At 33.8% G+C, this 25,009-nt stretch carries 23 protein-coding genes; 8 read left to right on the plus strand and 15 right to left on the minus strand.

The window, feature by feature from the left end:
* Positions 1-111: 111 nt before the first annotated feature.
* The 4 genes from AC2A1C_RS02660 to AC2A1C_RS02675 form a co-directional block, all read right to left on the minus strand.
* Entirely contained in the window at positions 112-1,653 is a 1,542-nt protein-coding gene (locus tag AC2A1C_RS02660; protein WP_484023198.1) for a protein adenylyltransferase SelO, read from the minus strand.
* Positions 1,654-1,724: 71 nt separating this feature from the next.
* Entirely contained in the window at positions 1,725-4,106 is a 2,382-nt protein-coding gene (locus AC2A1C_RS02665; protein ID WP_484023200.1) for a penicillin-binding protein 1A, read from the minus strand.
* Positions 4,107-4,113: 7 nt separating this feature from the next.
* Positions 4,114-4,578 (minus strand): gliding motility lipoprotein GldH, encoded by a 465-nt coding sequence (locus tag AC2A1C_RS02670; RefSeq protein WP_484023202.1) that lies wholly within the window; start codon positions 4,576-4,578, stop codon positions 4,114-4,116.
* On the minus strand, positions 4,571-5,827 hold the full coding sequence (locus AC2A1C_RS02675; RefSeq protein ID WP_484023204.1) for a PSP1 domain-containing protein: 1,257 nt from the start codon (positions 5,825-5,827) through the stop codon (positions 4,571-4,573). The genes AC2A1C_RS02670 and AC2A1C_RS02675 overlap by 8 nt, the downstream gene beginning before the upstream one ends.
* A gap of 293 nt (positions 5,828-6,120) precedes the next feature.
* Here AC2A1C_RS02675 and AC2A1C_RS02680 point away from each other — a divergent pair, with 293 nt between their 5' ends.
* The 4 genes from AC2A1C_RS02680 (at position 6,121) to AC2A1C_RS02695 (ending at position 10,613) form a co-directional block, all read left to right on the plus strand.
* Positions 6,121-7,362, plus strand: a complete 1,242-nt coding sequence (locus AC2A1C_RS02680; RefSeq protein WP_484023206.1) for an OmpP1/FadL family transporter — start codon at positions 6,121-6,123, stop codon at positions 7,360-7,362.
* A gap of 8 nt (positions 7,363-7,370) precedes the next feature.
* Complete coding sequence (locus tag AC2A1C_RS02685; RefSeq protein WP_484023208.1) at positions 7,371-8,888, plus strand: SGNH/GDSL hydrolase family protein; 1,518 nt, start codon at positions 7,371-7,373, stop codon at positions 8,886-8,888.
* An 87-nt stretch (positions 8,889-8,975) separates the two neighbouring features.
* Entirely contained in the window at positions 8,976-9,914 is a 939-nt protein-coding gene (locus AC2A1C_RS02690; protein WP_484023210.1) for a ribose-phosphate pyrophosphokinase, read from the plus strand.
* A 57-nt stretch (positions 9,915-9,971) separates the two neighbouring features.
* A complete protein-coding gene (locus tag AC2A1C_RS02695; protein ID WP_484023212.1) occupies positions 9,972-10,613 on the plus strand; it encodes a 50S ribosomal protein L25/general stress protein Ctc in 642 nt (213 codons plus the stop codon).
* 79 nt (positions 10,614-10,692) lie between these two features.
* On the opposite strand, the gene AC2A1C_RS02700 is transcribed toward AC2A1C_RS02695, so the two are convergent.
* The 7 genes from AC2A1C_RS02700 to AC2A1C_RS02730 all read right to left on the minus strand — a co-directional run bounded on the left by AC2A1C_RS02700 (position 10,693) and on the right by AC2A1C_RS02730 (position 16,961).
* Complete coding sequence (locus AC2A1C_RS02700; protein ID WP_484023214.1) at positions 10,693-11,442, minus strand: LytR/AlgR family response regulator transcription factor; 750 nt, start codon at positions 11,440-11,442, stop codon at positions 10,693-10,695.
* A gap of 27 nt (positions 11,443-11,469) precedes the next feature.
* Positions 11,470-11,769 carry a 2TM domain-containing protein gene (locus tag AC2A1C_RS02705; protein ID WP_484023216.1) on the minus strand — a complete coding sequence of 100 codons (300 nt, stop codon included), beginning with the start codon at positions 11,767-11,769 and terminating at the stop codon, positions 11,470-11,472.
* On the minus strand, positions 11,756-12,034 hold the full coding sequence (locus AC2A1C_RS02710) for a 2TM domain-containing protein (protein WP_484023218.1): 279 nt from the start codon (positions 12,032-12,034) through the stop codon (positions 11,756-11,758). Before AC2A1C_RS02710 ends, AC2A1C_RS02705 begins: the two co-directional genes overlap by 14 nt.
* A complete protein-coding gene (locus tag AC2A1C_RS02715) occupies positions 12,024-13,340 on the minus strand; it encodes a 2TM domain-containing protein (RefSeq protein WP_484023220.1) in 1,317 nt (438 codons plus the stop codon). Before AC2A1C_RS02715 ends, AC2A1C_RS02710 begins: the two co-directional genes overlap by 11 nt.
* Positions 13,341-13,429: 89 nt before the next feature.
* Positions 13,430-13,837, minus strand: coding sequence for a DUF2141 domain-containing protein (locus AC2A1C_RS02720; RefSeq protein WP_484023222.1), 408 nt, complete (start codon positions 13,835-13,837; stop codon positions 13,430-13,432).
* Positions 13,838-13,999: 162 nt separating this feature from the next.
* On the minus strand, positions 14,000-14,644 hold the full coding sequence (locus AC2A1C_RS02725; RefSeq protein ID WP_484023224.1) for a hypothetical protein: 645 nt from the start codon (positions 14,642-14,644) through the stop codon (positions 14,000-14,002).
* A gap of 106 nt (positions 14,645-14,750) precedes the next feature.
* Positions 14,751-16,961, minus strand: coding sequence for a TonB-dependent receptor (locus tag AC2A1C_RS02730; RefSeq protein ID WP_484023226.1), 2,211 nt, complete (start codon positions 16,959-16,961; stop codon positions 14,751-14,753).
* A gap of 205 nt (positions 16,962-17,166) precedes the next feature.
* Between AC2A1C_RS02730 and AC2A1C_RS02735 the strand changes: the two genes are divergently transcribed.
* Positions 17,167-17,667 (plus strand): superoxide dismutase family protein, encoded by a 501-nt coding sequence (locus tag AC2A1C_RS02735; RefSeq protein WP_484023228.1) that lies wholly within the window; start codon positions 17,167-17,169, stop codon positions 17,665-17,667.
* Positions 17,668-17,868: 201 nt separating this feature from the next.
* Here AC2A1C_RS02735 and AC2A1C_RS02740 read toward each other — a convergent pair whose 3' ends face one another.
* A complete protein-coding gene (locus AC2A1C_RS02740; protein WP_484023230.1) occupies positions 17,869-20,019 on the minus strand; it encodes a carboxy terminal-processing peptidase in 2,151 nt (716 codons plus the stop codon).
* 125 nt (positions 20,020-20,144) lie between these two features.
* Between AC2A1C_RS02740 and surE the strand changes: the two genes are divergently transcribed.
* The gene (surE, locus tag AC2A1C_RS02745) at positions 20,145-20,915 is read left to right on the plus strand and encodes a 5'/3'-nucleotidase SurE (RefSeq protein WP_484023231.1); all 771 of its coding nucleotides are present in this window, start codon (positions 20,145-20,147) and stop codon (positions 20,913-20,915) included.
* A 105-nt stretch (positions 20,916-21,020) separates the two neighbouring features.
* Here surE and AC2A1C_RS02750 read toward each other — a convergent pair whose 3' ends face one another.
* The 3 genes from AC2A1C_RS02750 to AC2A1C_RS02760 are packed head-to-tail and all read right to left on the minus strand — an operon-like array spanning position 21,021 to position 23,430.
* Positions 21,021-22,424, minus strand: a complete 1,404-nt coding sequence (locus AC2A1C_RS02750; RefSeq protein WP_484023233.1) for a radical SAM protein — start codon at positions 22,422-22,424, stop codon at positions 21,021-21,023.
* 10 nt (positions 22,425-22,434) lie between these two features.
* A complete protein-coding gene (locus tag AC2A1C_RS02755) occupies positions 22,435-22,671 on the minus strand; it encodes a hypothetical protein (RefSeq protein ID WP_484023235.1) in 237 nt (78 codons plus the stop codon).
* Between the two features lie 18 nt (positions 22,672-22,689).
* Positions 22,690-23,430 (minus strand): prolipoprotein diacylglyceryl transferase, encoded by a 741-nt coding sequence (locus tag AC2A1C_RS02760; RefSeq protein ID WP_484023237.1) that lies wholly within the window; start codon positions 23,428-23,430, stop codon positions 22,690-22,692.
* A 62-nt stretch (positions 23,431-23,492) separates the two neighbouring features.
* Between AC2A1C_RS02760 and AC2A1C_RS02765 the strand changes: the two genes are divergently transcribed.
* The gene (locus tag AC2A1C_RS02765; RefSeq protein ID WP_484023239.1) at positions 23,493-24,533 is read left to right on the plus strand and encodes a GMP reductase; all 1,041 of its coding nucleotides are present in this window, start codon (positions 23,493-23,495) and stop codon (positions 24,531-24,533) included.
* A 26-nt stretch (positions 24,534-24,559) separates the two neighbouring features.
* Positions 24,560-25,003, plus strand: a complete 444-nt coding sequence (locus AC2A1C_RS02770; RefSeq protein ID WP_484023241.1) for a GNAT family N-acetyltransferase — start codon at positions 24,560-24,562, stop codon at positions 25,001-25,003.
* The last annotated feature ends 6 nt before the right edge of the window (positions 25,004-25,009 follow it).

The following is a 25,009-nucleotide window of genomic DNA, read 5'->3' on the forward strand; positions in this document are numbered from 1 at the left end:
AGAACTGTTTGAGCTTTTTAATAAACACTTAAGTTAAATGTAAAATTGTTAAAAAGTTCATTTAAGAGCATTTAAGTTTTTGAAAATCAAAGATTTTTTCAAAATAGTTTATTAAGAACTGCACGACAACATGGAGCAACCAATGGTTCCTTCATATTCATCCGGTCGTTTTTTGGAAAACTCAGGAAATAATTCCTGATATGGATTTTCTAAGGCTTTTAGCAATTTATTTAGAAGTTCGGTTTTTCCATTATTCAATTCCTCAATACAATTATAAAGGAGATAATTTCGTAGAATAAATTTCGGATTGCTTTGCTGCATCAGTTGTATGCTTTCTATTTTTGAAATGGAATTTTTTGATAAACGATTTTCATATTCATTCAGAAATTGAAACCATTTTTTTTCATTTTCAGGAGAAAGATTTGCATAAGAAATTTTTTCCAAATTGATGGTACTCTTGTTTAAATTCCATCTTTCTAATTCATTGAAAAACAAAGTGTAATCTAATTTTAATTCCTGCATCAAATGTTGCCATTGAGTAAAGAAACTCTCATCTCCTTCAATCACGGCATCAAACCCAAATTTTCCTGCCATCATCTCGTCATGTTTTTGCCAAAAATAAGAACTGTAATCGGTAAGGATTTGCTCTAAAAATTTTTCATCCGGAATTAAAGGATAAAGCGCATTTCCAAGCTGCCATAGATTCCATTGCGAAATTTGCCCTTGTTTTCCAAAAGCGTATCGTTTTCCGGGAAGATCGGTAGTATTGGAAGTGAAATTCAGATCGTATTCATCCAACATGGAAAACGGACCATAATCAATGGTCAATCCAAGAATGGACATATTATCGGTATTCATCACTCCATGCACAAATCCAACACGCAACCATTCTACCATCAAATGAGCGGTTCTTTTACAAACTTCTTCAAAAAAATCTTTGTATTTCTGAACGCCTTCCGTTTTTATTTCCAGAAAATAATTTTTGATTGTAAAATCGGTAAGGTTTTGCAAGGTTTCGATTTCTTTTTGCGCCGACATCAGTTCAAAATGCCCGAAACGTAAAAAACTTTCTGCGGTTCTGATAATTACCGCTCCTTTTTCTTCTTGTGGATTTCCGTTATACATCATATCACGAACTACCTTTTCTCCACTGAAAGCCAAACTTAATGCTCTGGTTGTAGGAATTTTTAAATGATAGATGGCTTCACTCATCAAATATTCCCGAACTGATGAACGCAAAACCGCCCTTCCATCGGCGTGTCTGGAATATGGAGTTGCTCCTGCTCCTTTCCATTGGATCTCGGTTTTTTTTCCGGAATTATTTTCAACTTCTCCGGCAAAAATAGCTCTCCCGTCTCCTAATTGTCCTGCCCAATTTCCAAACTGATGGCCTGCATAAGCTGTTGCATAGGTTTTAATTTGCGATGGAATATGATTTCCGAAAAGAAATTGTTCGTCATTTTTGTTTTGTAATTTTCCAAGTCCAATTTCTTCTGCAAGTTTTTCATTGAAAAGAATAAGTTCTGCATCCGGAAAACCTACTGTTTCTGTTGTAGAAAACAACACTTTCGGAGTTTGGCGTTGCATTGGATTTCCACTAAAATCTCCAGGAAAATTATGTATAAAAGGTTGTTTTATTTTATCTAAATTCATAGATCAAATTTCGGAAAATAAAAACATCCTTCCAAAGTTTTAGAAGGATGTTGTATTTGGTTAAATTTATTTTATTTGTTAAAATCAATTTCTTCTCCTGTGTTGAGGTTTTCATTAGCATTCTCCTCTTTTTTAGAAGTATTTCCATTGCCTTTGCTTTCGGCAGGTGGTTTAGGATTTTTGATTTGGTCAATGGTTTGCAAACCGCCATCATCGCCGTAACCTCCAGTCAATCCTTGAAGATCCGAGCAATTTCCGGTCCAGTTGGAAGGTTTAACGAATTTGTCATCCGGAGAAATTCCGAGAGATTTGTCTGCCCAAACTTTTTTCATGAAAATAGCCCAAATTGGGAGTGCCATTTTTGCACCTTGACCTTCTCCTGTTCCGAAGAAGTGCGTCGCTCTATCTTCCCAACCAACCCAAGCTCCTGTTGCAAGATTAGGTACAATTCCCATAAACCAACCATCGGAATTGTTCTGTGTAGTTCCCGTTTTTCCGGCAATTTCCACAGCGGCAGAAATTCCTTTTCTGCGAAGTTCTCCTGATGCAGTTCCGTAAGCTGCAACTCCTTTCATCAGATCAATCATGGTATAAGCATAGAGCTCGTTCATTACTTCTTTTATCTCCGATTTTACTTCCTTGATAACACGTCCATTCGCATCTTCAATACGCCAGATCATTTCGGGACGAATGTAATTTCCATAATTGGCAAATGTGGAATAAGCTCCCAACATTTCAAAAATGGTAATATCTGATGAACCTAATGCAATAGTATTATTTCTCGGAATATCTTCTGTTACTCCTAAATCTCGTGCAGTCTGAATAACCGCATCAACACCTGTTTCCTGAATAAGTCTTGCTGCAACCGGGTTTTGCGAATGTGCCAAAGCATCCTTCAAGGTAAGCATTCCACCTCTTCCCGGAACGTGCCATCCTTTGTAATTATACGTTCCATTGGAAACAGTAGAACACGGCGTCATTCCCAATTTCATAATGGCAGTAGCATAAACAAATGGTTTGAATGTAGAACCTACCTGTCTTTTTCCTTGCTTAATGTGGTCGTATTGAAAATGTTGCCAGTCTATTCCACCAACCCAAGCTTTAATTTCTCCAGTTCCTGGAACCATTGACATTAATCCTGCTTGTGCAATTTGTTTATGATAACGAATAGAATCCCAAGGTGACATTTCTACCTCTTCTTCTCCGTCCCATGTAAAAATGGATGTTTTTGTAGGGGTTTTGAATTCGAGCATAATAGAATCTTCAGAAACACCAGCATTTTTCAATAATTTATACCTTCCTGTACGTTTCATTGCCTGAACCATTACGCTATTAATCTCTTTGTCTGTAAGAAAATAAAATGGTTTCTGTCTTCTTCCTCTTTGTTCTGCATCAAATCTTCTCTGCAAATCAGTAAGATGCTCTTTTATAGCTTCCTCTGCATATTTCTGCATTTTAGAGTCTAATGTCGTGTAGATTTTGAGACCATCTTTGTAAAGATTCAGTTTTTTACCTGTTTGCTTCTCATAATCAACAAGGTATTTGTCAATTTCTTTTCTTAAATAGAATTTATAATATGCAGAATATCCTTCCGTAATATTTTTAACTGGATGATAGTCCAAAGTAATAGGAGCTGCTATTGCCTTATCATAAATAGATTGATCTATGTAACCTGTTTTTAGCATTTGATCCAATACAACATTTCTTCTTGCTTTTGCCCGATCCATATTTTTCATCGGGTTATTTTTCACAGGGTTTTCAAGCATGGCTACAAACATTGCAGCTTCAGGAAGAGTAAGCTGGTTTGTATGTTTGTTGAAATAAATTTGGGAAGCCATTTCAATACCGTTTGCATTATACAGAAAATCAAACTTATTAAAATACAAGGTGATGATTTCTTCTTTTGTGTATCTTTTCTCTAAACTTACGGCAACTACCCATTCTTTAAGTTTCTGAAAACTTCTTTGAAACTTATTGGTAGAACGTTCTCCAGTAAATAATAATTTTGCCAGCTGCTGAGTAATAGTAGAACCCCCTCCTCTTTTTCCTTGAAAAACAACGGCTCTTACAATGGACTGTAAATCTATCCCTGAATGTTCTTTAAAACGTTCATCTTCTTTTGCCTGAAGTGCATAGACAAGATAGTTAGGAAGCTGCTTATATGTAACGGGCTGCGTTTTTTCTTTTTCGAATTTGCCTAATAATTGCCCATCTGAAGAGTAAATTTCGGATGCTACATAAATATCAGGATTTTCAAGTTCCTTTACATCGGGCATTTCTCCCAAAAATCCTTGGGAAACTGCAAAGAAAATTGCAGCAATACCTATAACGGTAGCGATAAGAGCAAGCCAAATAAACTTAACCCATTTTTTCCAGCCTCTGTTCTTCTGCTTTTTTGGTGGAAGTGGAAAAGCCGGTTTGTTTTTGTTTCCTGTTTTTTGATTATTTTCCATAGAAAAGTTACGGTTTTGCCGTTTCTATTTTTATTCCAATATCTTCAATACCGGGAAGATTGTCATTTCTCATTGCCTGAATAACTCCGATTGAATATTTTCCGTTTTCCGGAAATTTATAGTTCAACTTGTACTGAAAGAGAACTTCTTTCGTGTCTCCAAATCCTTTTCCTATCCATTCTCCATTAGGTTGAGCCATTATGTAATTCAACGTATCAATCGTTTTTTTCTTGGTTTTCAGGTTTGAAAAATTCACAATCAACCTCAAATTACTGTAAGGATAATCATTATTATTTCTTACAACAAATATAATATTTTTTGAAAGCTGTGCATCTGTAATATCGAATTCAAATTTTTGTTCCTTTTTCTTGTTCCATTTTCCGTTCAGGCTATTGATTTTGATATTTTCTGAAGATTTATCACACCCTATTAACAGAAACAGAACGAAAAAAATTGTCAGAATCTTATGCATCACCGTTTTTTTTAGGATGAAACTTTTTTTTGAATTTTTTATTTTTTTCCTTGTTGCCCTCCTGTTTTGTTTTTTCCTGATTTGCAGGTTTTGCAGTATTGGCAGGTTGTTGATTTTGCTGATTATTAGGATTTTTCTTTTGCTGGGGTTTGTTTGGCTTTTTCTTTCTTTCAAAACGATCAACACTGTTTTCCTGAATAAGATCAGCAGATTGTGTCGAGATATTTTTTGAAACAAGATCTTCCAACGGAAGTGTTTTTTCTCCTTTTGAATTTTGCTTCATTAGAGTTTTTATTTGCTGAATATCAATATCATACCATGCTATTGAATTTTCTACATAAGCAAACCACATTTTCTTTTTGAAGACATCAATTTTAATACAAAACGCTTTTCCTTTTTCTGTTTCCAGAGTTGTGGCTGTGGAAGGAAAATCGCTTAAAGCATCCAAATAACTATCCAATTCATAGTTGAGACAGCACTTTAGTTTTCCACATTGTCCTGCCAATTTTTGAGGATTGATACTTAGTTGTTGATAACGAGCAGCATTTGTATTCACAGAACGAAAATCTGTGAGCCAAGTAGAACAGCACAATTCTCTGCCACAAGAACCAATACCACCTACTTTTGCTGCTTCCTGACGAAAACCTATCTGTTTCATGTCAATTTTTGTACGAAAAGCAGCAGCATAATCTTTGATTAATTGCCTGAAATCCACACGATTATCCGCTGTATAATAAAAAGTAACTTTTCCACCATCTCCTTGAAACTCAACATCTGTGATTTTCATTTCAAGTTTTAGGTTTTGTGCAATTTTTCTTGCCTCTATTTTTACAGCGTTTTCTTTTTCGCGCACATTTTGCCAAGTTTCAATATCTTTTTGGTTGGCTAAGCGATATATTTTAAGGGGATTTTCATCAGATGCATTTTTCTTTTTCATCTGAATTTTTACCAGTTCTCCTGTTAGGCTTACAACGCCAATATCATGTCCCGGATTAGATTCTACAGTTACAATACTACCTATATGTAGGGGCAAATGATGTACATTTTTATAAAAAGCCTTTCGGTCGTTTTTAAATCTTACTTCTACAAAATCAGTTTTCGATGGAGCTGGATTATTAATATTGGAAAGCCAATCGAAAACACTTAATTTATAACTATTACCACAGGTATTTACATTTTCACAGCCCGTACTTGCTTTTGTTCCACAAGAATGGGTAGAATCTCCGGATGTTTTACATCCACAACTCATATTTTTTGTTATATAAAATTTAATGCAAATTTAAACTTTATTTTAAATAAATAATCATGAATATTTTTTCTAACTGAAAGACGTACAGATTATATTGTTTAAACCAAACATACTGAAATCACTATGCAAAGAATGGCAATAATTAAATTAATAAATAACTTAAAATCAGTACGTTATAATAAATCAAACAAATTAAACAGTTTCATTTTGAAAATTCTGTTTAAAAATTTTAAGATTATTTAACAGACGAAGGAAAAATAATTTTATATTTGAAACATTAATATCTATTGAATATGAGAAAAATATTTGTTACAACAGCAGTTTTAGCTGGAGCCATGCTTTATGCTGGCGGATTCCGGGTTTCACTGCAGGGTGTAAAACAGCTTGCAATGGCTCATACGAGCGCTCATGCAGAAGATGCGAGTGTAGCATTCTTCAATCCGGCTGGAATTTCCTTTATTCCTGCAAAGCTAAGTGTTGCAGCTGGAGGATTTGGAATTAATTCAGAAGTTACGTACCAAAATCCTTTAACACATGAATCTTACACGACTGATAATCCAATAGGAACGCCGGTTTATGCAGCAGTCGCTTATAAAATGATGGATAATCTTTCTGTTGGTTTTAGTCTTTCCACGCCTTTCGGTAGTAGTGTAAAATGGGATGAAAACTGGGCAGGAAGAGAAATTGTTCAGGATATTGAACTTAAAGCGTTCTTTTTTCAACCAATGATTTCCGTAAAATTAGCACCTTGGGTTTCTTTAGGAGGTAGTTTTATTTACGCAAGAGGTTCAGTGGATTGGAATAGGTCAATCACCCAATTTGGTGGAAGCCTCAACTTAAACGACAAAAAAGCTAGCGGAACCGGTTTTGGTTTTGGTTTTTATTTTCAACCGGATAACAAATGGGATATAAGTGTTGCGTATCGTTCCCCAATTGATATGGAAGCAAAAAGCGGAACAGCGACATTCAATCTTCCTAAATCCATACTTGATAATCCATCATTTGGACTTAACGGAAGTAGTACAGATGGCTTCAAAGCTACTCTTCCTTTATCTGATGAGATAACTTTGGGAGCAACATACAAGATCACTCCGAAATGGTTAGTTTCAGCAGATTTTAATTATCATGGTTGGTCGAATTATTATAAACTCAAATTGGATTTTGACAATGCTACAGTAGGAAATCAGGCATCTGATCCAACAGTTTCTGTGATTCCGAAGAATTTTAAAAACACCAAAACTTTCAGAGTAGGAACGCAATATATGCTTTCAGAAAAATTTGCAGGAAGATTAGGGTATTATTATGATGAATCTCCATATCAGACTGGTGACTTTAGTCCCGAAACACCATCTTTAGACGCAAATGTAGTTACAGGCGGGATTGGATATAAATGGAAAGGTTTAGGAATTGATTTATCTGGAGCCTATAATTTCCAGAAATCCAGAACTTTTGATAACACATTTTATAATTTTAGTGGCCAGGTTAAAGCCAGAGCATATTATTTTGGTTTAGGCCTTTCTTATAACGCATTTTAATTGACATTATGAAAAAAATACTTATTTCTGTACTAACGTTAGCTATTTTTGGAATAACTACAAGTTGTGACACAGAATTTGAATCGGACGTAAATGATATAGTCATTACCAGTGGAGACGCAAATTTCAGCAAATATGTTTCTATCGGGAATTCTCTTACTTCAGGATACAGAGACGGCGCATTATATTCTGATGGACAAAATGAATCTTATCCGTCCATGATTGCTAAGCAAATGCAACTCGCAGGAGGAGGTGCTTTTACTCAGCCATTAATGCCAAATAATGTGGGAGGTTTTACAAGTTTGTTTACTGCATCTGGAGGAACAAGTTTTTATGGAAAACTTACTTTAAAAGTTGTAAACGGTTCTTTATCTCCTGTTGCAAGTGCTCCTGCTGCAGACGTTGATATCATTGGAGGAACTGGAAAATATTTCAATAATATGGGTGTTCCTGGAGCGAAATCTTATCACTTGCCTGCTAATGGTTATGGAAATCCAGCCGGATTGGCAGTAGGAGCAGCAAATCCATATTTTGTGAGATTCGCAACTTCAGCTTCTACAAGTGTATTGGCTGATGCAATGGCACAAAAACCAACTTTTTTCTCTCTTTGGATTGGTGCGAATGATGTATTAGCATATTCTACTTCTGGAGGTACAAATTCTACAACAACAGGTGGAGTTACTACTTACACCGCTGCTACAAACCAAATAGGAAATACAAATCCTTTAACTTATAAATCGAACGATATCTCCGATCCTAATGTTGTAGCTGGTTCCATAAAAGCTGTTTTAGATGGCTTAAAAAGCGTAGGCTCTACAAAGGGAGTTATTGCTAATATTCCGTATGTAACATCTATTCCTTTTTTCACGAGAGTTTCTGCTAAGCCAATTTCAGGTCTTACAGATACTCAAGTTACTCAACTTAATACTGCTTATTCCACTTATAATGGTGGTTTAGCACAGATGAAAGCATTAGGAAAAATAACAGATGCTGAATACCAACAAAGATTAATTAAATTTAATGCTGGAAATGTAGCCAATGGAGCTGTTATTATAGATAAAGATTTAACAGATCTCTCAGCTTATGGATTGCCTTCATACCGACAAACAACAGTTAAAGACTTAATTTTATTAACTGCAGCAAGTGTGTTACAATCTGGTGGAGGAACGGTAACTGCCCTTGCAAACCAATATGTTTTGACAGAAATTGAAGTTGCTGCAGTAAAAACAGCAACTGATGCTTACAACACAGCTATAAAAAGTTTAGCAGATTCTTATGGATTAGCATTCGTAGACGCTAATGCAAAAATGAATGAACTAAATTCTCAGTCCGGAATTCAATGGGATGGAGTACGTTATACTGCTACATTTGTAACTGGAGGAGCTTTTTCTCTTGATGGAGTACATCCTAGTGGCAGAGGATATGCAATTATTGCAAATGAATTTATAAAAGCAATAAACGCTAAGTATAAATCCAACCTACCACAAGTAAATCCTAACAAATATTCAGGAGTAACTTTCCCTTAATATTATTTCAATGAAATAAATTTTAAAACCACTTGATTTTTCAGGTGGTTTTATTTTTTTAAATTTGCAACATCTAAAAAAAGCAAAATGGCTGATCAGGCAACCTATCTATTTTCTACAAGAACAAGTAAAGAACTGGCGGAAAAAATAGCCGAACATTATGGACAGAAACTTGGAAAAATTAATTTTCAAGAATTCAGTGACGGAGAATTTGAACCAGCTTTAGACCAATCCGTAAGAGGAGGAAGAGTCTTTCTCATTGGTTCCACGTTTCCTCCTGCAGACAATCTTTTAGAACTTTTACTAATGATTGATGCAGCTAAAAGAGCTTCCGCAAAAAATATTACTGTAGTTATTCCTTATTTTGGATTAGCAAGACAAGACAGAAAAGATAAACCAAGAGCTCCAATCGGTGCAAAACTTGTAGCCAATCTTCTTACGGCAGCAGGCGCAACAAGAATTATGACAATGGATCTACATGCGGATCAAATTCAAGGGTTTTTTGAAATTCCGGTTGATCATCTTTATGCATCCACTATTTTTGTAGATTATGTCAAATCTCTAAACATTGACAATCTTACTATTGCTTCTCCAGATATGGGAGGTGCAAAAAGAGCAAAAAACTATGCAAGCCATCTTGGAGCTGAAGTAGTAATTGCCTACAAAGAAAGAAAAAAGGCAAATGTTGTGGAAGAAATGTTCCTTATTGGTGATGTTCAGGATAGAAACGTAATACTTATTGATGACATGATCGATACTGCCGGAACTCTTTGCAAAGCCGCAGATATTCTAATGAAAAACGGTGCAAAAAGCGTAAGAGCAATGGCTAGTCATGGTGTTCTCTCCGGAAAAGCCTATGAAAATATTGAAAACTCTCAACTTTTAGAAGTTATTGTAACAGATACTATTCCGGTAAAAAAGGATCTTTCTTCTAAAATTAAAGTACTTTCATGTGCTCCATTGTTTGCTGATGTAATGAAAAGTGTTCATGAGCATCAATCCATCAGTGATAAGTTTATTATTTAAAAAATAATTTATATCTTTGCAAACCAAAATTTTAAAACAATTTTTAATTTTTTATAAATGAAATCTATTACAATTCAAGGTACAAAAAGAGAAAGCGTGGGCAAAAAGTCTACAAAAGCTTTACGTGATGCTGAATTAGTTCCTTGTGTTGTTTATGGAGGAAAAGAACCTTTGAACTTCTCTACTGAAGAGAAATCTTTCAAAAATTTGGTTTATACTCCTGAAGCACACACGGTATCTATTGAGGTTGACGGACAAACAATTCCTGCCGTACTTCAGGACATTCAATTCCACCCGATCACAGACAAAATTCTTCACGTTGATTTTTATCAATTAGCTGATGACAAACCTGTTGTTATGGAAGTTCCTGTGAGAATTACAGGACGTGCAAAAGGTGTTGTTGCAGGTGGTGTTCTTCGTCAATCTTTCAGAAAATTGAAAGTAAAAGCAATCCCTGCAAACTTGCCAGACGAAATCGTTGTGGATGTAACTCCACTAAGAATAGGTAACAAACTATATGTTGAAAGCCTTAAAAATGAAGCATATTCTTTTATGCATCCTGATAATGCAGTAGTTGCTGCTGTGAAGATGTCTAGAAATGCAATGAAAGGAGGTGCTGCGCAAATGGATGATGAAGATGAAGAAGAAACTACTGATGCTCCTGAAGCAGAAGTACAAACTTCTGAAGCAGCAGAATAACTTACGAAAGTTTTTCAAATAATAAAAATCCTGTCGATGACAGGATTTTTTTCTATTATTACTATTATTGATTATAAAATCATTGTACTAACCATTCTTTAAAATCTTTCACTCGATCTCGGCTCACTGTAATTTCTTCTTCCGGCTGAAATTCCAGTTCCGTTTTATAATATGGCGAAGTGTGAATATTCTTAATATAATCTGAACTAATAATAAATTGTCGGTTTACCCGAAAAAATTTCTTTTCATCCAGAACGTCTTCCAATTCGTCCAAAGTAAAGTCAGTAGGATAATTTCTATCTTTGGTTTGCAAGTAAACAATTTTATTTTCGCTGAAGAAACAACTTACTTCATTCGTAGAAACCACTTTCAAATTATAACCAATTTTCACTAAAATACGAGAAAGTTTAGATTTTTCTTCTTTAATTAATTGTTTGATTTCCTGAATGTTATTTTCACTTTCATTCGGCAGGAAAGATTTGAATTTTTCAATTGCTTTCGCCAGATCTTCCTCCAGAATAGGTTTCAGTAAATAATCAATACTATTTAGCTTAAATGCTTTCAAAGTATACTGATCAAAAGCAGTGGTATAAATGATAAATCCCTTTGTAGAAACTTTCTCAAAAATATCAAACGACAATCCATCACCTAAAACTATATCGGAAAAAATCAATTGCGGATGATCGTTATTTTGAAACCAATCAATGCCTTCTTCCACAGAATTGACACTTGCAACAACTTCTAAATCAGGAAATAAACTCAACATTCTTTCCAGTCTTCTTACTGCTGGTTTTTCGTCTTCAATGATGATTGTTTTTATTTTTGTCATGCTTCTACTAATATATAAAAATTGCTACTAATTATATTTATCCATCAGTTCTTTTATTTTTCTTTCCTCCCAATCACTTCCGAGAATAAAGCCCGGCATGAAAACACTCAGTCCATCTGCTAATAATCCGATTCCCCAGAAAAATGGTGTTGCAAAAAAATTCAAACTCCAGATTGATTCTCCCGAATCTAATTCATTAAATTTTAAAAGTAAAATAATACTATTTACTACTACATATACAAGAGCATGAATATAAAATCCTTTCAGTCTTTTTACTCTTTTTTCAGCTACTAAATATTTTATATTGTTTTTGTCAAAGGTTTCCATTTTTATTTTTTTTAAGTTCCTTATTGATTATCTTCTTTTCCCAAGCTGCATTGAAAATAAATAATTTTGTCGCTTTTATTATCAATATTACCATCCAGATTGTCAAAATAATAGACCTAAAAGGCAATTCTACAGAACCTATTTTTGAATAATGTATGAAAAACAGTATTGCATTCACTAATACGAACAAGACCAAACTGGTGTAAAATTTTTTTAATGCTTTCACATGATCTTGTGCTAAATCGTAATCGATATTATTTTCCATAATTTTCTTTTTCTAAAATTTCACGAATCTTTCTTTCTTCCCATTCTTTTCCTACTCCAAAAACCTGAATGGCATGCGAAATAACTCCAATTCCCCAACCTAACATTGGCCACCAAAACCAGTAATATTGTGGAGAGGTGTAGATATTTATAAATATTAAAAAGGGAATAACTAGGCAATAAGATGTTAGGTTTCCATAAAATCCTTTTAGTTCTCTTACTCTTTTTGCTGCTCTTTCGTAAGCAAAATTTTCTTTGTCTGAATTTGTTGGTATCATGTTCGATGTTTTTTCTATTAATATTGGTATTTTAACCTTAAAATAGTTTTCCGATTTTTCTACGAAAACATTTTTCTTGGTAAGTAAGGCATATCGTTGTACAATATTTGCCAAACCTATTCCTGCGCTTTCTTTTACTTGTTCTCTGGCTTGAAGATTATTTTCTATATAAAGGAAATCATTTTCTACGCCTATTTTTATGGTAAGTGGTTTTGAGGATGTTGCAAAATTATGCTTAATACAATTTTCCAATAAGAGCTGTAAAGACAATGGTACTACATAGTTTTTCATTGATTCTGACGGAATATCGAATTCAAAATTCACGCTGTCTTCAAATCTGGTTTTCAGAAGTTCACAGTACGTTTTAGCAAAATCAATTTCATCTTCTACACTTACCAATTCTTTATCTTTTTGCTCCAAAACATATCTGTAAATCTTTGACATTGAAGCCGTAAACTTTTGTGCCTGATTTGGATTTTCATCAATTAAAGCACTTAAAACATTCAATGAATTAAAAAGAAAATGTGGATCAAGTTGATTTTTAAGGCTTTCAAATTGTGCATTGGCAGATTTTGCAATAAGTTTTTGTTCTACTACTTCTTTGCGTGAAGATTTTTTCCATTCTTCCATAAAACCTTTTGCATGAAGAAAAGCCGAAATCATCAAAGCAAAATTGATCATAAACCAAGTAATGAAATTGTATTTTCCCGAAAAGAAAACTTCTGTTTTCACTCCCTGAATTAGCACAAAATTGATGTAATTGCAAAGATAGACCACTATGAAATTAACGATTACTGTAACTATAATTCCTAAAATAGTTCTCAACCTAGTCTGTTCTGTCCAGGAAAATTTTTTATTAAGGAAATTATTAATAAATCCATTACTAAGTCCTAAACTAAAAGAGTACATTGCAGAAATCAAAAAACCAAATCCAAAATTTTTCAGGTTCTTTTCATCTGTCAAAAAGGTGAAAAAAAACAGATTGGAACCAAATGTAATCCAAAGTAATGTTTTGATCGTCTTATTCATGGTCTAAATTCTTGAAACAAATGTATGATGATTAAATACAGAAATCAATTTTTTGTCACTCAAAGGTCAATTTACTCGTCTGAATTGTATTAAAGTTTCACCGTAATTGTTGTGTTTTTACTCAATGTAAATTTAGCATCTTTATAATTGGGTGGTCCCATAAAACCTTTTGCCTGATTAGAGAATGCGTACTCTTCTTTCGGAATTCCGAAAGTTCCTTTGTCTAATTTTTTATTATTGTTTTCATCATGATATAAGGAAACCGCATATTCTCCTTCCGGTAAATTAGTAAATAAGACTTCTGCTTCATTTCCATTGATTTCTGAAATTTTTCCTTGAATATTTTTTTTCAAAAAATTATCTTTAGAATCATACAAGCCAACAATAATGCTTCCTTTATCGTTTTTAATTTGCTGAATTTTTACTTTTAACTGATAACTCTGTGCAGAAGCAAAACTTACAATTGATAATGCTAAAATACTGAATGCTGTTTTCATAATAATTTTGATTTTTTATTACATCAAAGGTATATTGAAAATATGCCGTTTAAAACTTTAACTGACCGAATAGGTGTTTTTTGCTTCTGAGCCGTAATTTCTACATTTTTATAAAAAAGAAGCGCGCCAATATTTGGCGCGCTTCTATGCTGTTATAAAGGTTTATGGCTTATTCGCAATAAAATATTCTGCTTCCGGTTTTCCCCAGTTTGGTGATAGATCAGATTGTGCTTTGTAGGCATTAAATTGAGCAAGTGATTTTTGGAAAAGTTCTAATCCTTTTTCTTTACTACCCCCGAATTGTTCCGGAGTATAATATGTATCTTCAGCCTTTAGAAGGGTAATTCTCGGGTTTTCCGGGTCTAATTTTTCAGCTTTTGAAAGAGCTTCCATTGCTAAAGCTCCCTCTGTTCTGTATCTTTCCATAGGATTCACCATCATTTTCAAAGAATGAATCATTTTTTGTAGGATATAGTTTTCTGCATTTTCACTATTCAGTGCAATAGATTTATCCAAATATTTCTGTGCTTCATCTGCGATAGGATCTAGCTCGGAGTTTTTACCTGTCATCATTAATCTTCTCCCTTTCTGGATTGTTGCAAATGCCGAATAGTAATACGGAAGCCATTGTGATTTTTCTTTATCTCCGATTCTTGAAAAATCATTGGCAAGAGCCGTAAATTCTTCCGGTGTTTTGCATGCTTCAATTTTTCCAATTTTTTCTGCCATTGCTTTGTCAAAAGCTGTTTGTGAAAAAGCAAAAATGCTTGTTACTACTAATGCGAGGGTTAAAAATAATTTTGCCATGTTTTTTAAGTTTTATATTATTTAATTATTGATGTAAAAATAGAGTAAAAGAATTTTTCCTGATAAAATTTCTTACCGAATGGTAGATTTATACAACTGAACGGTTTTATAAATTATTGTTAATAGCATCTTGCGTTTTGTCTACCCCAAAACTGATGAAAGCACCTACAAAAACAAAAGTATTAACAGGAGGACGAACCGCAGAACTTCTTGCACCATCCGAAGAAAAATTATATCCATAGATGTTTTTATTTCCTAAAATATTTGAAACACTCAATACCAAAACAGTGAATGCTGATGCTCCTTTTTTCCCGAGATTCGGAAGATAGTTTACACTGAAATTCAGTGCGTTGTAATCTTTTAATTTACCTTCATTTCTTACAATATTTGATGCATTCTGTGTAACAATATCATAATATGGTCTTCCTGAAGCGTATGTATAAGAAAAGTTAAATCCTGTTTTCCATTTGGTTACAAATTTTTTAGCAACAGCAGAAAGAGTATGCTTTGCAGCAAATGTAGGAGTAAGACTAAAAGGATAATTTAAATAATTTCTTTTTGTATCCAGATAAGAATAACTCAGCCAGTAATCGATGCTTTTAAACGTTTTCTTGTCTCTCCAAAAAAATTCAATCCCTTTTGCAGAACCATTACCATCATTGTTTTCAGCATACTGAAAAAATTGATTCCCTTTTGTTCGGATAAGATCGTCGTATTTTTTATAAAAGGCTTCCATTCTGAGGCTTCTTCCCTCCATACTTTTCTGAATCTGAAAAATATAATGCTCCGCTTTCTGAAAGGTAAGATCAGAAGAACTATTAGTGTATTTACTTTCAGGATTTTGGTAGAAAATTCCGTAAGCAATAGAACTTGTCCATGTTTTGTCAAAACGATACGCTAAAGCCAGTCTCGGAGCAAAATTCCATTGATTGAGGAAAGAGGAGTTTTCTGCTCTTGCTCCCACTTTCGCAGAAAAACGATTGCTAAATCCTAAGTCCGTTTCTGCAAAAAGAGAAGTGGTAAAATCTTTATATGTTCCGGTAAAATAAGCAGATTCGTATTTTTCATTGGCTGAATTCATTTCCACACCACCACGAACAGCGCTTATAATTCCTATTTTTCTTTCCAAAACTCCTTTAAAGTTCAAATAATTACTTTTGGTATCAATATCTTGTTCTTCTGTTTGTCCGTCAGTTTTCTGATTATCAATTTCTAAATTGGTCTTATTGTACGAATAAGAAGTACTGAGATTCAACAAATATTTTCCCAATTTTTGTCGAAAAGAAAGCGTATGAAAGGTATTGGCTCCTTTTATTCCAAAATCGGTAAAATTATAATCAGTTTCCAGGCTTTCATTTTGCACCCTCATCTGATTGTTGTCAAAACTTCCGTAATATTTTAGCATTCCTCCCGATTTTGTTTTTATTCTGAAATTAAAGTTAGAATCAAAACCTTGCGGAGCTTTTATAAAATTAGTATTGAAATTAAAAACTTTCTTCATCAGGTCAAGATTGGTGTAGCCAATTCCAATTCCGAAAGAATGGGTTTTCGCAGAATCTACTTTTTGATAATTTGCATTTAAAAAAATGGGAGAAACTCCGATATCATAAGAACTTTGTTCCGGAAAATCAATACTTTCCAAAATCAAAACTCCGGATAAAGCCTGACCATAAAGTGCAGAATATCCGCCACTTGAAAAAATATTTCCTTTAAAAAGTGAAGTATTAAAACGATCTCTTCCTGCAATTCCGGGAACAGAACTTGTAAAATAATTATTGATCAAACTTCCGTCCATAAAAATTTTTGCTTCAGTTCCTGTACCTCCACGAATGAAAAGACCTTCACTTTCTCCAACATTTTGTACACCGGGAAGAAATGTAAGCGCAGAAGAAATTTGTGCATCCGCTCCTGCTGTTGTATAAATATCTATGGGCGTAAGTAAGGCAGTTGCACGTTTTTTGTCGCTTGCTTCGATAGAACCAGCAGAAATAACCACAGCATCAATTTCACTGATTCTTTCTTTTATTTCAGCATTTACTGTTAAAGGTTGATCGCCGATTTCAATGTTTTTCTCAATTTCATTGTACTGTGAACTTGTGAAAACTAAAGTCCGGTTTCCTTTTTCAGAAGTTTCAAAAGAGAAATTTCCATTGGCATCGGTAGTTGCACCATCATAAGTGTCTTTCAGTGTTACATTTACGTCTTTCACCCCTTTGTTTCTGAAAATTACTTTCCCGGAAATTTTTACTTGGGAAAATATAGATACTGAAATTGTACTAACTACGAGTAATAATGTTTTAAAGAATAGAGTTTTCATTTATATAATTTGAAACAAATGTAACGGAAGGAAATTACTACAAAGAAATAAAAATTACTGAATCGTAAAAATTACATACTGAATAGTAAAAAAATTCGGTTCCTAAAAAAATTTATGCAAATATAATAACGCAATACTACTAATTGTATAACTATTTCTTTCCCTTTTTTGCTATTTTTATATTACCTATTTTTAAACTTTTTATATGAAAACTCCAATATCTGCAGCTATTTTCGCAATACTTGCTTTAGTATCTTGTTCAACAACAAAAACGTACAAAATTAATTCTAAAAGTGGAACTCAAGTTCAGGGAACTGCTGCCTTTACTCAAAAAGGGAAAAATGTAAAAATGGATCTTATGGTTTACCATTTATCTCCGGGAATTCATGCTGTACACATTCATGAAAAAGGAGATTGTTCTGCTACAGATGCAAGTTCTGCTGGTGGACACTGGAATCCTGCAAAAGATGAACATGGGAAATGGGACACCGAACATTTTCACATGGGAGATATTGGCAATATTATAGCTAAAAATGATGGATCTGTTCGTTTTATTTTTGATACCGATAAATGGTGTCTCGGTTGTAACGATGATAGCAAAAATATTATGGGGAAATCCTTAGTGATTCATGCCAATGCTGATGATTTTCATACCCAACCGACAGGAAATGCGGGAGGAAGAATAGGATGCGTAGAAATTAAATAATATCAAAAAAGCTTTGGAAAATACTGTAAAGCTGGTTTGCTCCGTAGGAGCAAAATCTGTGTAGAATAAATATGCTATTTCAAACGCGCTCCATAGGAGCGCTATATTATTAAGGAAAATTTAATGATTAAAGCATAGCATAAACCAAAAATAATCCGTCTCACAATCAAGACGGATTATTTTTTAGTTACTCTATAATAATTAATTATTATTGGTGTATGTTGGTGCTCCTTCATTCATTTCAGAAATGATATTTACACTTTCCTGAAGATAGAAGTCTCTCTGAAGATTTTTTATCCAATTATCCGTTTTCTTTGCAAAGGCTTCATCGGTTTTTTCACGAGTGGCTTCATCCGGATGAATGAAAAATTTCAGACCATTGTTCATTTTATCTAAAGATTTGAATTTATCAATCTGCGTTTTTCTTTCTTTCATCAGATTGAAAAACTTAGTCTGATTTAATGTGATTTTTTCCTCTTTATCCAGCTTTTCTTTCCACTCTGCCGATTGCTGAAGAAGCTGATAGTATTTATTGCTTCCTATTCTTGCCTCGCTGTTTGTACGAAGTTTATCAAGATTAAAATAATTCATTTTTGTGAATTCGGTAGATACAATTTTATCCCAAGACAAAGGATAATCTTCATAACGCTCTCCTACTTCTGTATAGCTGAAGAAATCTTTTACTTTAATATCAGATTCAATCCCTTTTCTTTGGGTAGACTCACCTGTAATTCTGTAAAATTTCTGAATTGTTAGTTTCAATGATCCAAAATCTTCATTGGTATTCAAAAATCTATTGAGATCAACAAAGGTTTGAACTGTTCCTTTTCCAAAAGATTGCGGAGATCCGAAAACTACAGCTCTTCCATAATCCTGCATTTCTCCTGCAAGAATTTCGGAAGCCGAAGCAGAAAGTTCATTCTGCATAATAAGAAGCGGACCCGTCCAGATCGGCGCATTATTTTTATTTTTTAAGGTTTGGATTTTCCCGTTTCCATCTTTCACCTGAACATAAGGGCCTGCATTCATAAAAAGTCCCATAATATCTCCAACTTCGGTAAGTGAGCCTCCTCCATTATTTCTTAAATCCAGAATAATTCCGGAAATATTTTGTTTTTTTAGTTTAATAATCTCATTCTTGATATCATCAGAAGCATTTCTTCCTTTTGAATCTTCAAAATCAGCATTAAAGCTCGGTAAATTAACAAATCCATATTTTTTTCCGTTTGGAGCATTGATAATAATACTTCTGGCAAAAGTATCTTCAATGGCTACTTCTTCGCGAATCATGGTAACATCTTTAATTGTGCCATCTTTTTTCTGAATCGTCAAAGTTACAGGAGTTCCTTTTTCGCCACGAATCAATCGAACTGCTTCATCAGAAAGCATTCCTACTACATTTACAGCATCTTCATTCGGTTTGGATTTTACTTTCAAAATTTTATCTCCTTCCGTCAATTGTTTTGATTTCCAAGCCGGAGCTCCAATTGTAAGTGGTCCCAAATATAAATATCCTTTTTTCTCCTGAATAATGGCTCCAATCCCAATAATTTTTCCCACAAACTGAGTATCAAAATCTTCCTTATTCTTTGGAGAATAATAATTAGTATGAGGATCAAAAACTTCAGTATATGCATTCATATATACCGTAAACCAATCCATCTTATTTCTTTTCTTAAACCTGCGGAATGTATCTGCAACGTTGTCTTTTACTTCTTCGGTTGCTTTTTTTATTTTTTGTTCAGGAGTGAGAATTACCAGTTTTATGGTGTCTTTCAGTTTATATTTTTGAACAGAATCCTTTTTTTCTTTCTGCGCCTCTTCCTTATTATTCATCGTTTCCATTTCCAAAAGAATGTTGTACTTGATGTACTTTTTCCATTCATTATACAAATCTTGTTGGCTATTAGGAGACTGCTTCAGTTTTGGTTCCAATATCAGTTCATCATCTTCATCCAGATTGATGGGTTTGCTGAAAATTTCCTGCGTCATTTTATCAATTTCATCTACTCTCTGGTACAGACGATCAATGGTTGTTTTATAAAAAACGAGATTGCCCTGATTGAGATAATCATCCAATTTTACTTTATGTTTACTAAACTCTGTCATGTCCGATTTCAGGAAAAATCTTTTGGAGGGATCAACCATATCAAAATAGTGGTCGTACACTTCCTGAGAATAGGCATCATTAATTGGCTTTGGACTATAATGAAGATATGAAAGGGTATTTTTTACGCTTACCATAATGGTTTGCATTTTTTCATCATCATTTTTAGGAGAGTTAAAGCAAAATATAAGTGTTGTGAGTGGTAAAAACCACATCAATCTATTTAATTTAAATTTTTTAAACATCTTTAAAATTTAGAAATAAGTTGAAAAATAATTTATTTTGTTACAAACAGCTACATCTTGTCAAAGTTAATACCTTTTTATATAAGTACATTATTTTTTGAGTATTTTTGTTAAAAATTTACTTAATGCAAAGACCTCTGATTTTAGTAACCAATGATGACGGAATAACAGCACCCGGAGTACGAAATCTTGTAGAATTTATGAACGAAATAGGAGAAGTAATTGTAGTCGCGCCTAATTCTCCACAAAGCGGAAAAGGACACGCTATTACCATTAATTCGACATTAAGTTACGAAGAACTTCATCTGGAAGGTCCACAAAAAGATTTTTCATGTAGCGGAACTCCTGTAGATTGTGTAAAAATGGCTCTTGATAAAATTCTCCCAAGAAGACCTGATATTGTGGTTTCCGGTATCAATCATGGAGCAAATTCTTCTATCAATGTTATCTATTCCGGAACAATGTCTGCTGCTGTAGAAGCAGGTGTAGAAGGACTTCCGGCAATTGGATTTTCACTTCTGGATTTCAGCTGGGAGGCAGATTTTACACAAGCTAAAGAATATATCCAGAATATTGTGAAAAAAACATTGGAAAATCCTATGCCAAAAGGAATTGTCCTAAATGTCAATATTCCAAAACTTCAAAAAGAAGAAATAAAAGGGGTGAAAATTTGTAAACAGGCAAATGCAAAATGGGAAGAAAGTTTTGACGAACGAGTAAATCCTCACGGAAAAAAATATTACTGGCTTTCCGGATATTTCAACAATATGGATGATTCTGAGGATGCTGATGAAACGGCTTTAGCAAACGGATATATTTCTATTGTTCCTGTGAAGTTTGATTTGACTGCTTATGAATATATGAATACGCTGAACGAAGTGATGAAGTTTGATTAACAAATTAATTTCCCACAAATTTTACGGATTAGCACAGATTTCATGCAATCATCTGTGAAAATTTATGAAATTTGTGGGAAACATATTATTTACAGACAAAGCCTTTTAAAACAACACCTTATCCTCCTTCCTTAATTCCTCCAAATACTTATTCTTGTCATCACGATAAAAAAGATTCATGGTTTCAAAAGGAATCATTTTCAGATCTTTATTCACGATATGTACACACGATTTCTTCACGGCGCGAACATCAAAATCATGAGCGTCCATAAAATTCATAATGATGATTCTAAACAAATTATCATAGTCTAAATTTGGTGCGCTTACTTCTGGTAAACAGCAAAGTAGCTGATTTACTTTAGGCTTCACTTTATCTACAGAAATTCCTGTACTGAAAATATCTAAAAGCTGCATTTGTAAACCCGTGTCTTGTTCGTAAACGATAGTATTTCGAGTCTCATTATTCAGTAAATCAGCGGGATTGATGTATCTTGTTAAAGGAATGGTTTCACCTTCTAATTTTAAAATATATCCCATTGCCAAAGCATCGGGATTACACGGAACAGGAATAATGTCATCTGGATTTAATAGCGGGTATTGACTGAGAATTTCCTGCCTTACTTCGGTTAAAGTTATTTTTTCGTGGGCAGAATCTTCTCTGTTTCTTCCTGCAATTTCTACAGGCTGAAAGGTAATTCCACGGACGCATTTTTGTTTTAAGGCAAAATCAATAATCTTTCCGATTTCGTTGATATTTTTCCCCTTCTGAAGAACAATAACCAATGTTGTAGAAAGATTTAAGGCATTTAATTTTTCCAAAGCCTTCATTCTTACATCTGTTAAATCTTTTCCTCTGAAATCTTCCAAAACTTCAGACTTAAAAGAATCAAATTGCAGATAAATTTCAAATTCCGGAGCATAAGTTGCCAATTTTTCTGCAAAACCCGGATCATTAGCAATTCTTACTCCATTAGTATTGAGCATCAGATGTTTAATTGGTTTCGACTTTGCAATATCCATAATTTTAAAAAAATCAGGATGAATGGTCGGTTCTCCTCCACTAATTTGAACTACATCCGGCTCTCCTTCGTTTTTCACAATCACATCAAACATTGCTTCAATTTCCTCTAAACTTCTATGGCTTCCATAATGTGAAGAAGACATGGCATAACAAGTGGGACAAGTCAAATTACATCTATCCGTTACCTCCACAATTGAAAGACAGCTATGTTGTTCATGATCAACACATAAACCGCAATCATAAGGACAGCCATATTGTACGTCCGTTCCGAAATGCAAAGGCATTTCTGAGGCTTTATTATAGTTTCTGATATTTTTATAGTAGTGAACATCCGAAGCTATTTTTGTTTTGAAAAATCCATGATCGGGGCATCTTTTTGTCATGAAAACAGCTTCATCTTCTATAATGATCTTCGCTCCAACTCTTTTCAAACATTCCGGACAAAGACTAATTGTATAATCGTAATAGGTATAATTTCTTACTGGCATACATTCTTTTTTAAATTCCGCCACCACAAATGAACCCACTTACCAATCCACACATTAGCAAACAGATAAGCATTGTTTGAAGAAATTGTTTTCTGGAAAATTTTCTCTCCCCTTTCATTTCATACATAACTTTCACAAAAAATGCAAGAATCAGTGAAATGAAGAGCGCCCCAATAATCATCATTCCAACGATCATTACAACTATACCCCAAAGATTTCCAACTTCCATTAGAGTTAAACATCCCATATTTTGAATTTTTTAATGTTAATTTACAATTTTTGCGCTTTTAATTTTATAAATGTAATAAATAATTACACAAATGCATACTATTTGGATTGTTCCTAAATTAGCAAAGATCTCTACTCTTGGCTTTATGAAATCTTGAAAAAATCTAAAGATAAAATAGCTGAGCATAAATATCTGAAAAATAAAACCTGAAGGATATTTTCTTTTCTTCTGAATCATTTTTAAAACAATCCAAAGCAAAACTAAAAAGGCAATTTCATATAATGCAACAGGATGTCTTAAATATTGATCTCCAAGATACATTCCAAAAATAGAGTCTGTTGGAATTCCATATGTTTCTTCATAAGTTCCTGTAAGAAAGCAACCGATTCTGCCTATAATCATTGCTAATAGTAAAGGAAAAACAATCAAATCTCCTGTACTTTCTTTGTGTCCGACTATTTTTTTTGCCAGTTCTACTCCAATTAATCCAAATGCAAGTCCACCAACAATTGTGTTATTAGTCCAGATTGTTTTTAAATCAAAATGCTCGAAAAGTTTGTACGGATTTTCTAAGTTTCCAATCAGTTTTGAACCTAATAAAGCTCCGGCAGTTGCTCCAATTAAAACTGCCGCAGAAGTATTGAATGAAATTTTCTCTTTGGACTTCCGCTTTAAATAAAAATAATACCGCATTCCTATAAACATTCCCAATGCTTCAAAAACAGGATGCGCAAGAATGGTTTTACCAAAAATATGAAAAGCAATAGGAAAATCCATATTTTCAAAAATACTACATTAATATTTATTTGCTATTTTTATTGAACAAAATTTTTTATAAAATGCGTATAGAATACGACATCAAATTAGGATTCAAAGACGTAATGTTTCGCCCGAAACGTTCCACTTTAAAATCAAGATCGCAAGTTGATCTGGAAAGAGAATTCACATTCAGAAATTCCGGAAAAAAATGGAAAGGAGTTCCCATAATTGCCGCAAATATGGACACTGTCGGAACTTTTGAAATGGCTGTCGCTTTAGCCAACGAAAAAATTCTAACAGCCGTTCATAAGCATTATTCCATTGATGAATGGTCTGATTTTCTCAATGCACAATCGGAAAATATTTACGAATATATAGCATTAAGTACCGGAACAGGAAAACAGGACGAAGAAAAAATTTTTTCCATTCTTGAAAGGCATCCTAAAATTGAATTTCTGTGCATAGATGTTGCCAATGGCTATTCTGAACATTTTGTAGAATTTGTAAAAAAAATAAGAAAAAACTATCCCACAAAAACCATTATTGCTGGAAATGTAGTAACCGGAGAAATGGTAGAAGAACTGATTCTTGCCGGTGCAGATATTATAAAAGTCGGAATTGGTCCCGGTTCTGTTTGCACAACAAGAGTGAAAACAGGAGTTGGTTATCCTCAACTTTCCGCAATTATTGAATGTTCCGATGCAGCACATGGTTTAGGCGGACATATTATTGGAGATGGCGGTTGTAAAGTTCCGGGTGATGTTGCAAAAGCGTTTGGAGGAGGCGCAGATTTTGTAATGTTGGGTGGAATGCTTGCAGGTCATGATGAAAGCGGTGGAGAAATTATTGAAGAGAATGGGAAAATTTTTAAACTTTTCTACGGAATGAGTTCTAAAACTGCTATGGATAAACATTCCGGTGGTGTTGCAGAATATCGTGCTTCTGAAGGAAAAACAGTAAAAGTTTCCTACAAAGGCTCCGTTTCAGAAACCGTGAAAGATATTTTAGGAGGTGTGCGTTCTACCTGCACTTACGTTGGAGCTTCAAAACTGAAAGAACTTTCCAAAAGAACTACTTTTATTAGAGTTCAGGAACAGGAAAACCAAGTGTTTAATGATTGATTTTCAAAAATTTATAGAGCTGATTTATGCATAAAAAAAGAACCGATTCCTCCGATAAGGATTTTCAGAATTTGGTAAAATCTCTGGATGAATATCTTGCCATTATGGATGGTGATGAGCATGATTTTTACGATCAATACAATAAGATTGATTCATTAAAATATTGTATCATTTTTTATGAAGATGAAATTCCTGTTGGTTGTGGAGCGATAAAACCTTTCGATCAAAACTCTATGGAAATAAAGCGGATGTTTGTGAAACCAGAATTTCGCGGAAAAGGTTTTGCTTCTAAAATACTTTCCGAACTGGAAACTTGGGCAAAAGAATTAGAATATCAATACACTATTCTCGAAACCGGAAAAAGACAGGAAGAAGCCGTTAAATTATATTCTAAAACCTACAAAGTAACTCCTAATTACGGGCAATACATTGGAGTGGAAAATAGTGTTTGTTTTAGGAAAAAATTGTAATTCTTT

It is taken from the genome of Chryseobacterium sp. HNCC26DJ241 (assembly GCF_057180505.1).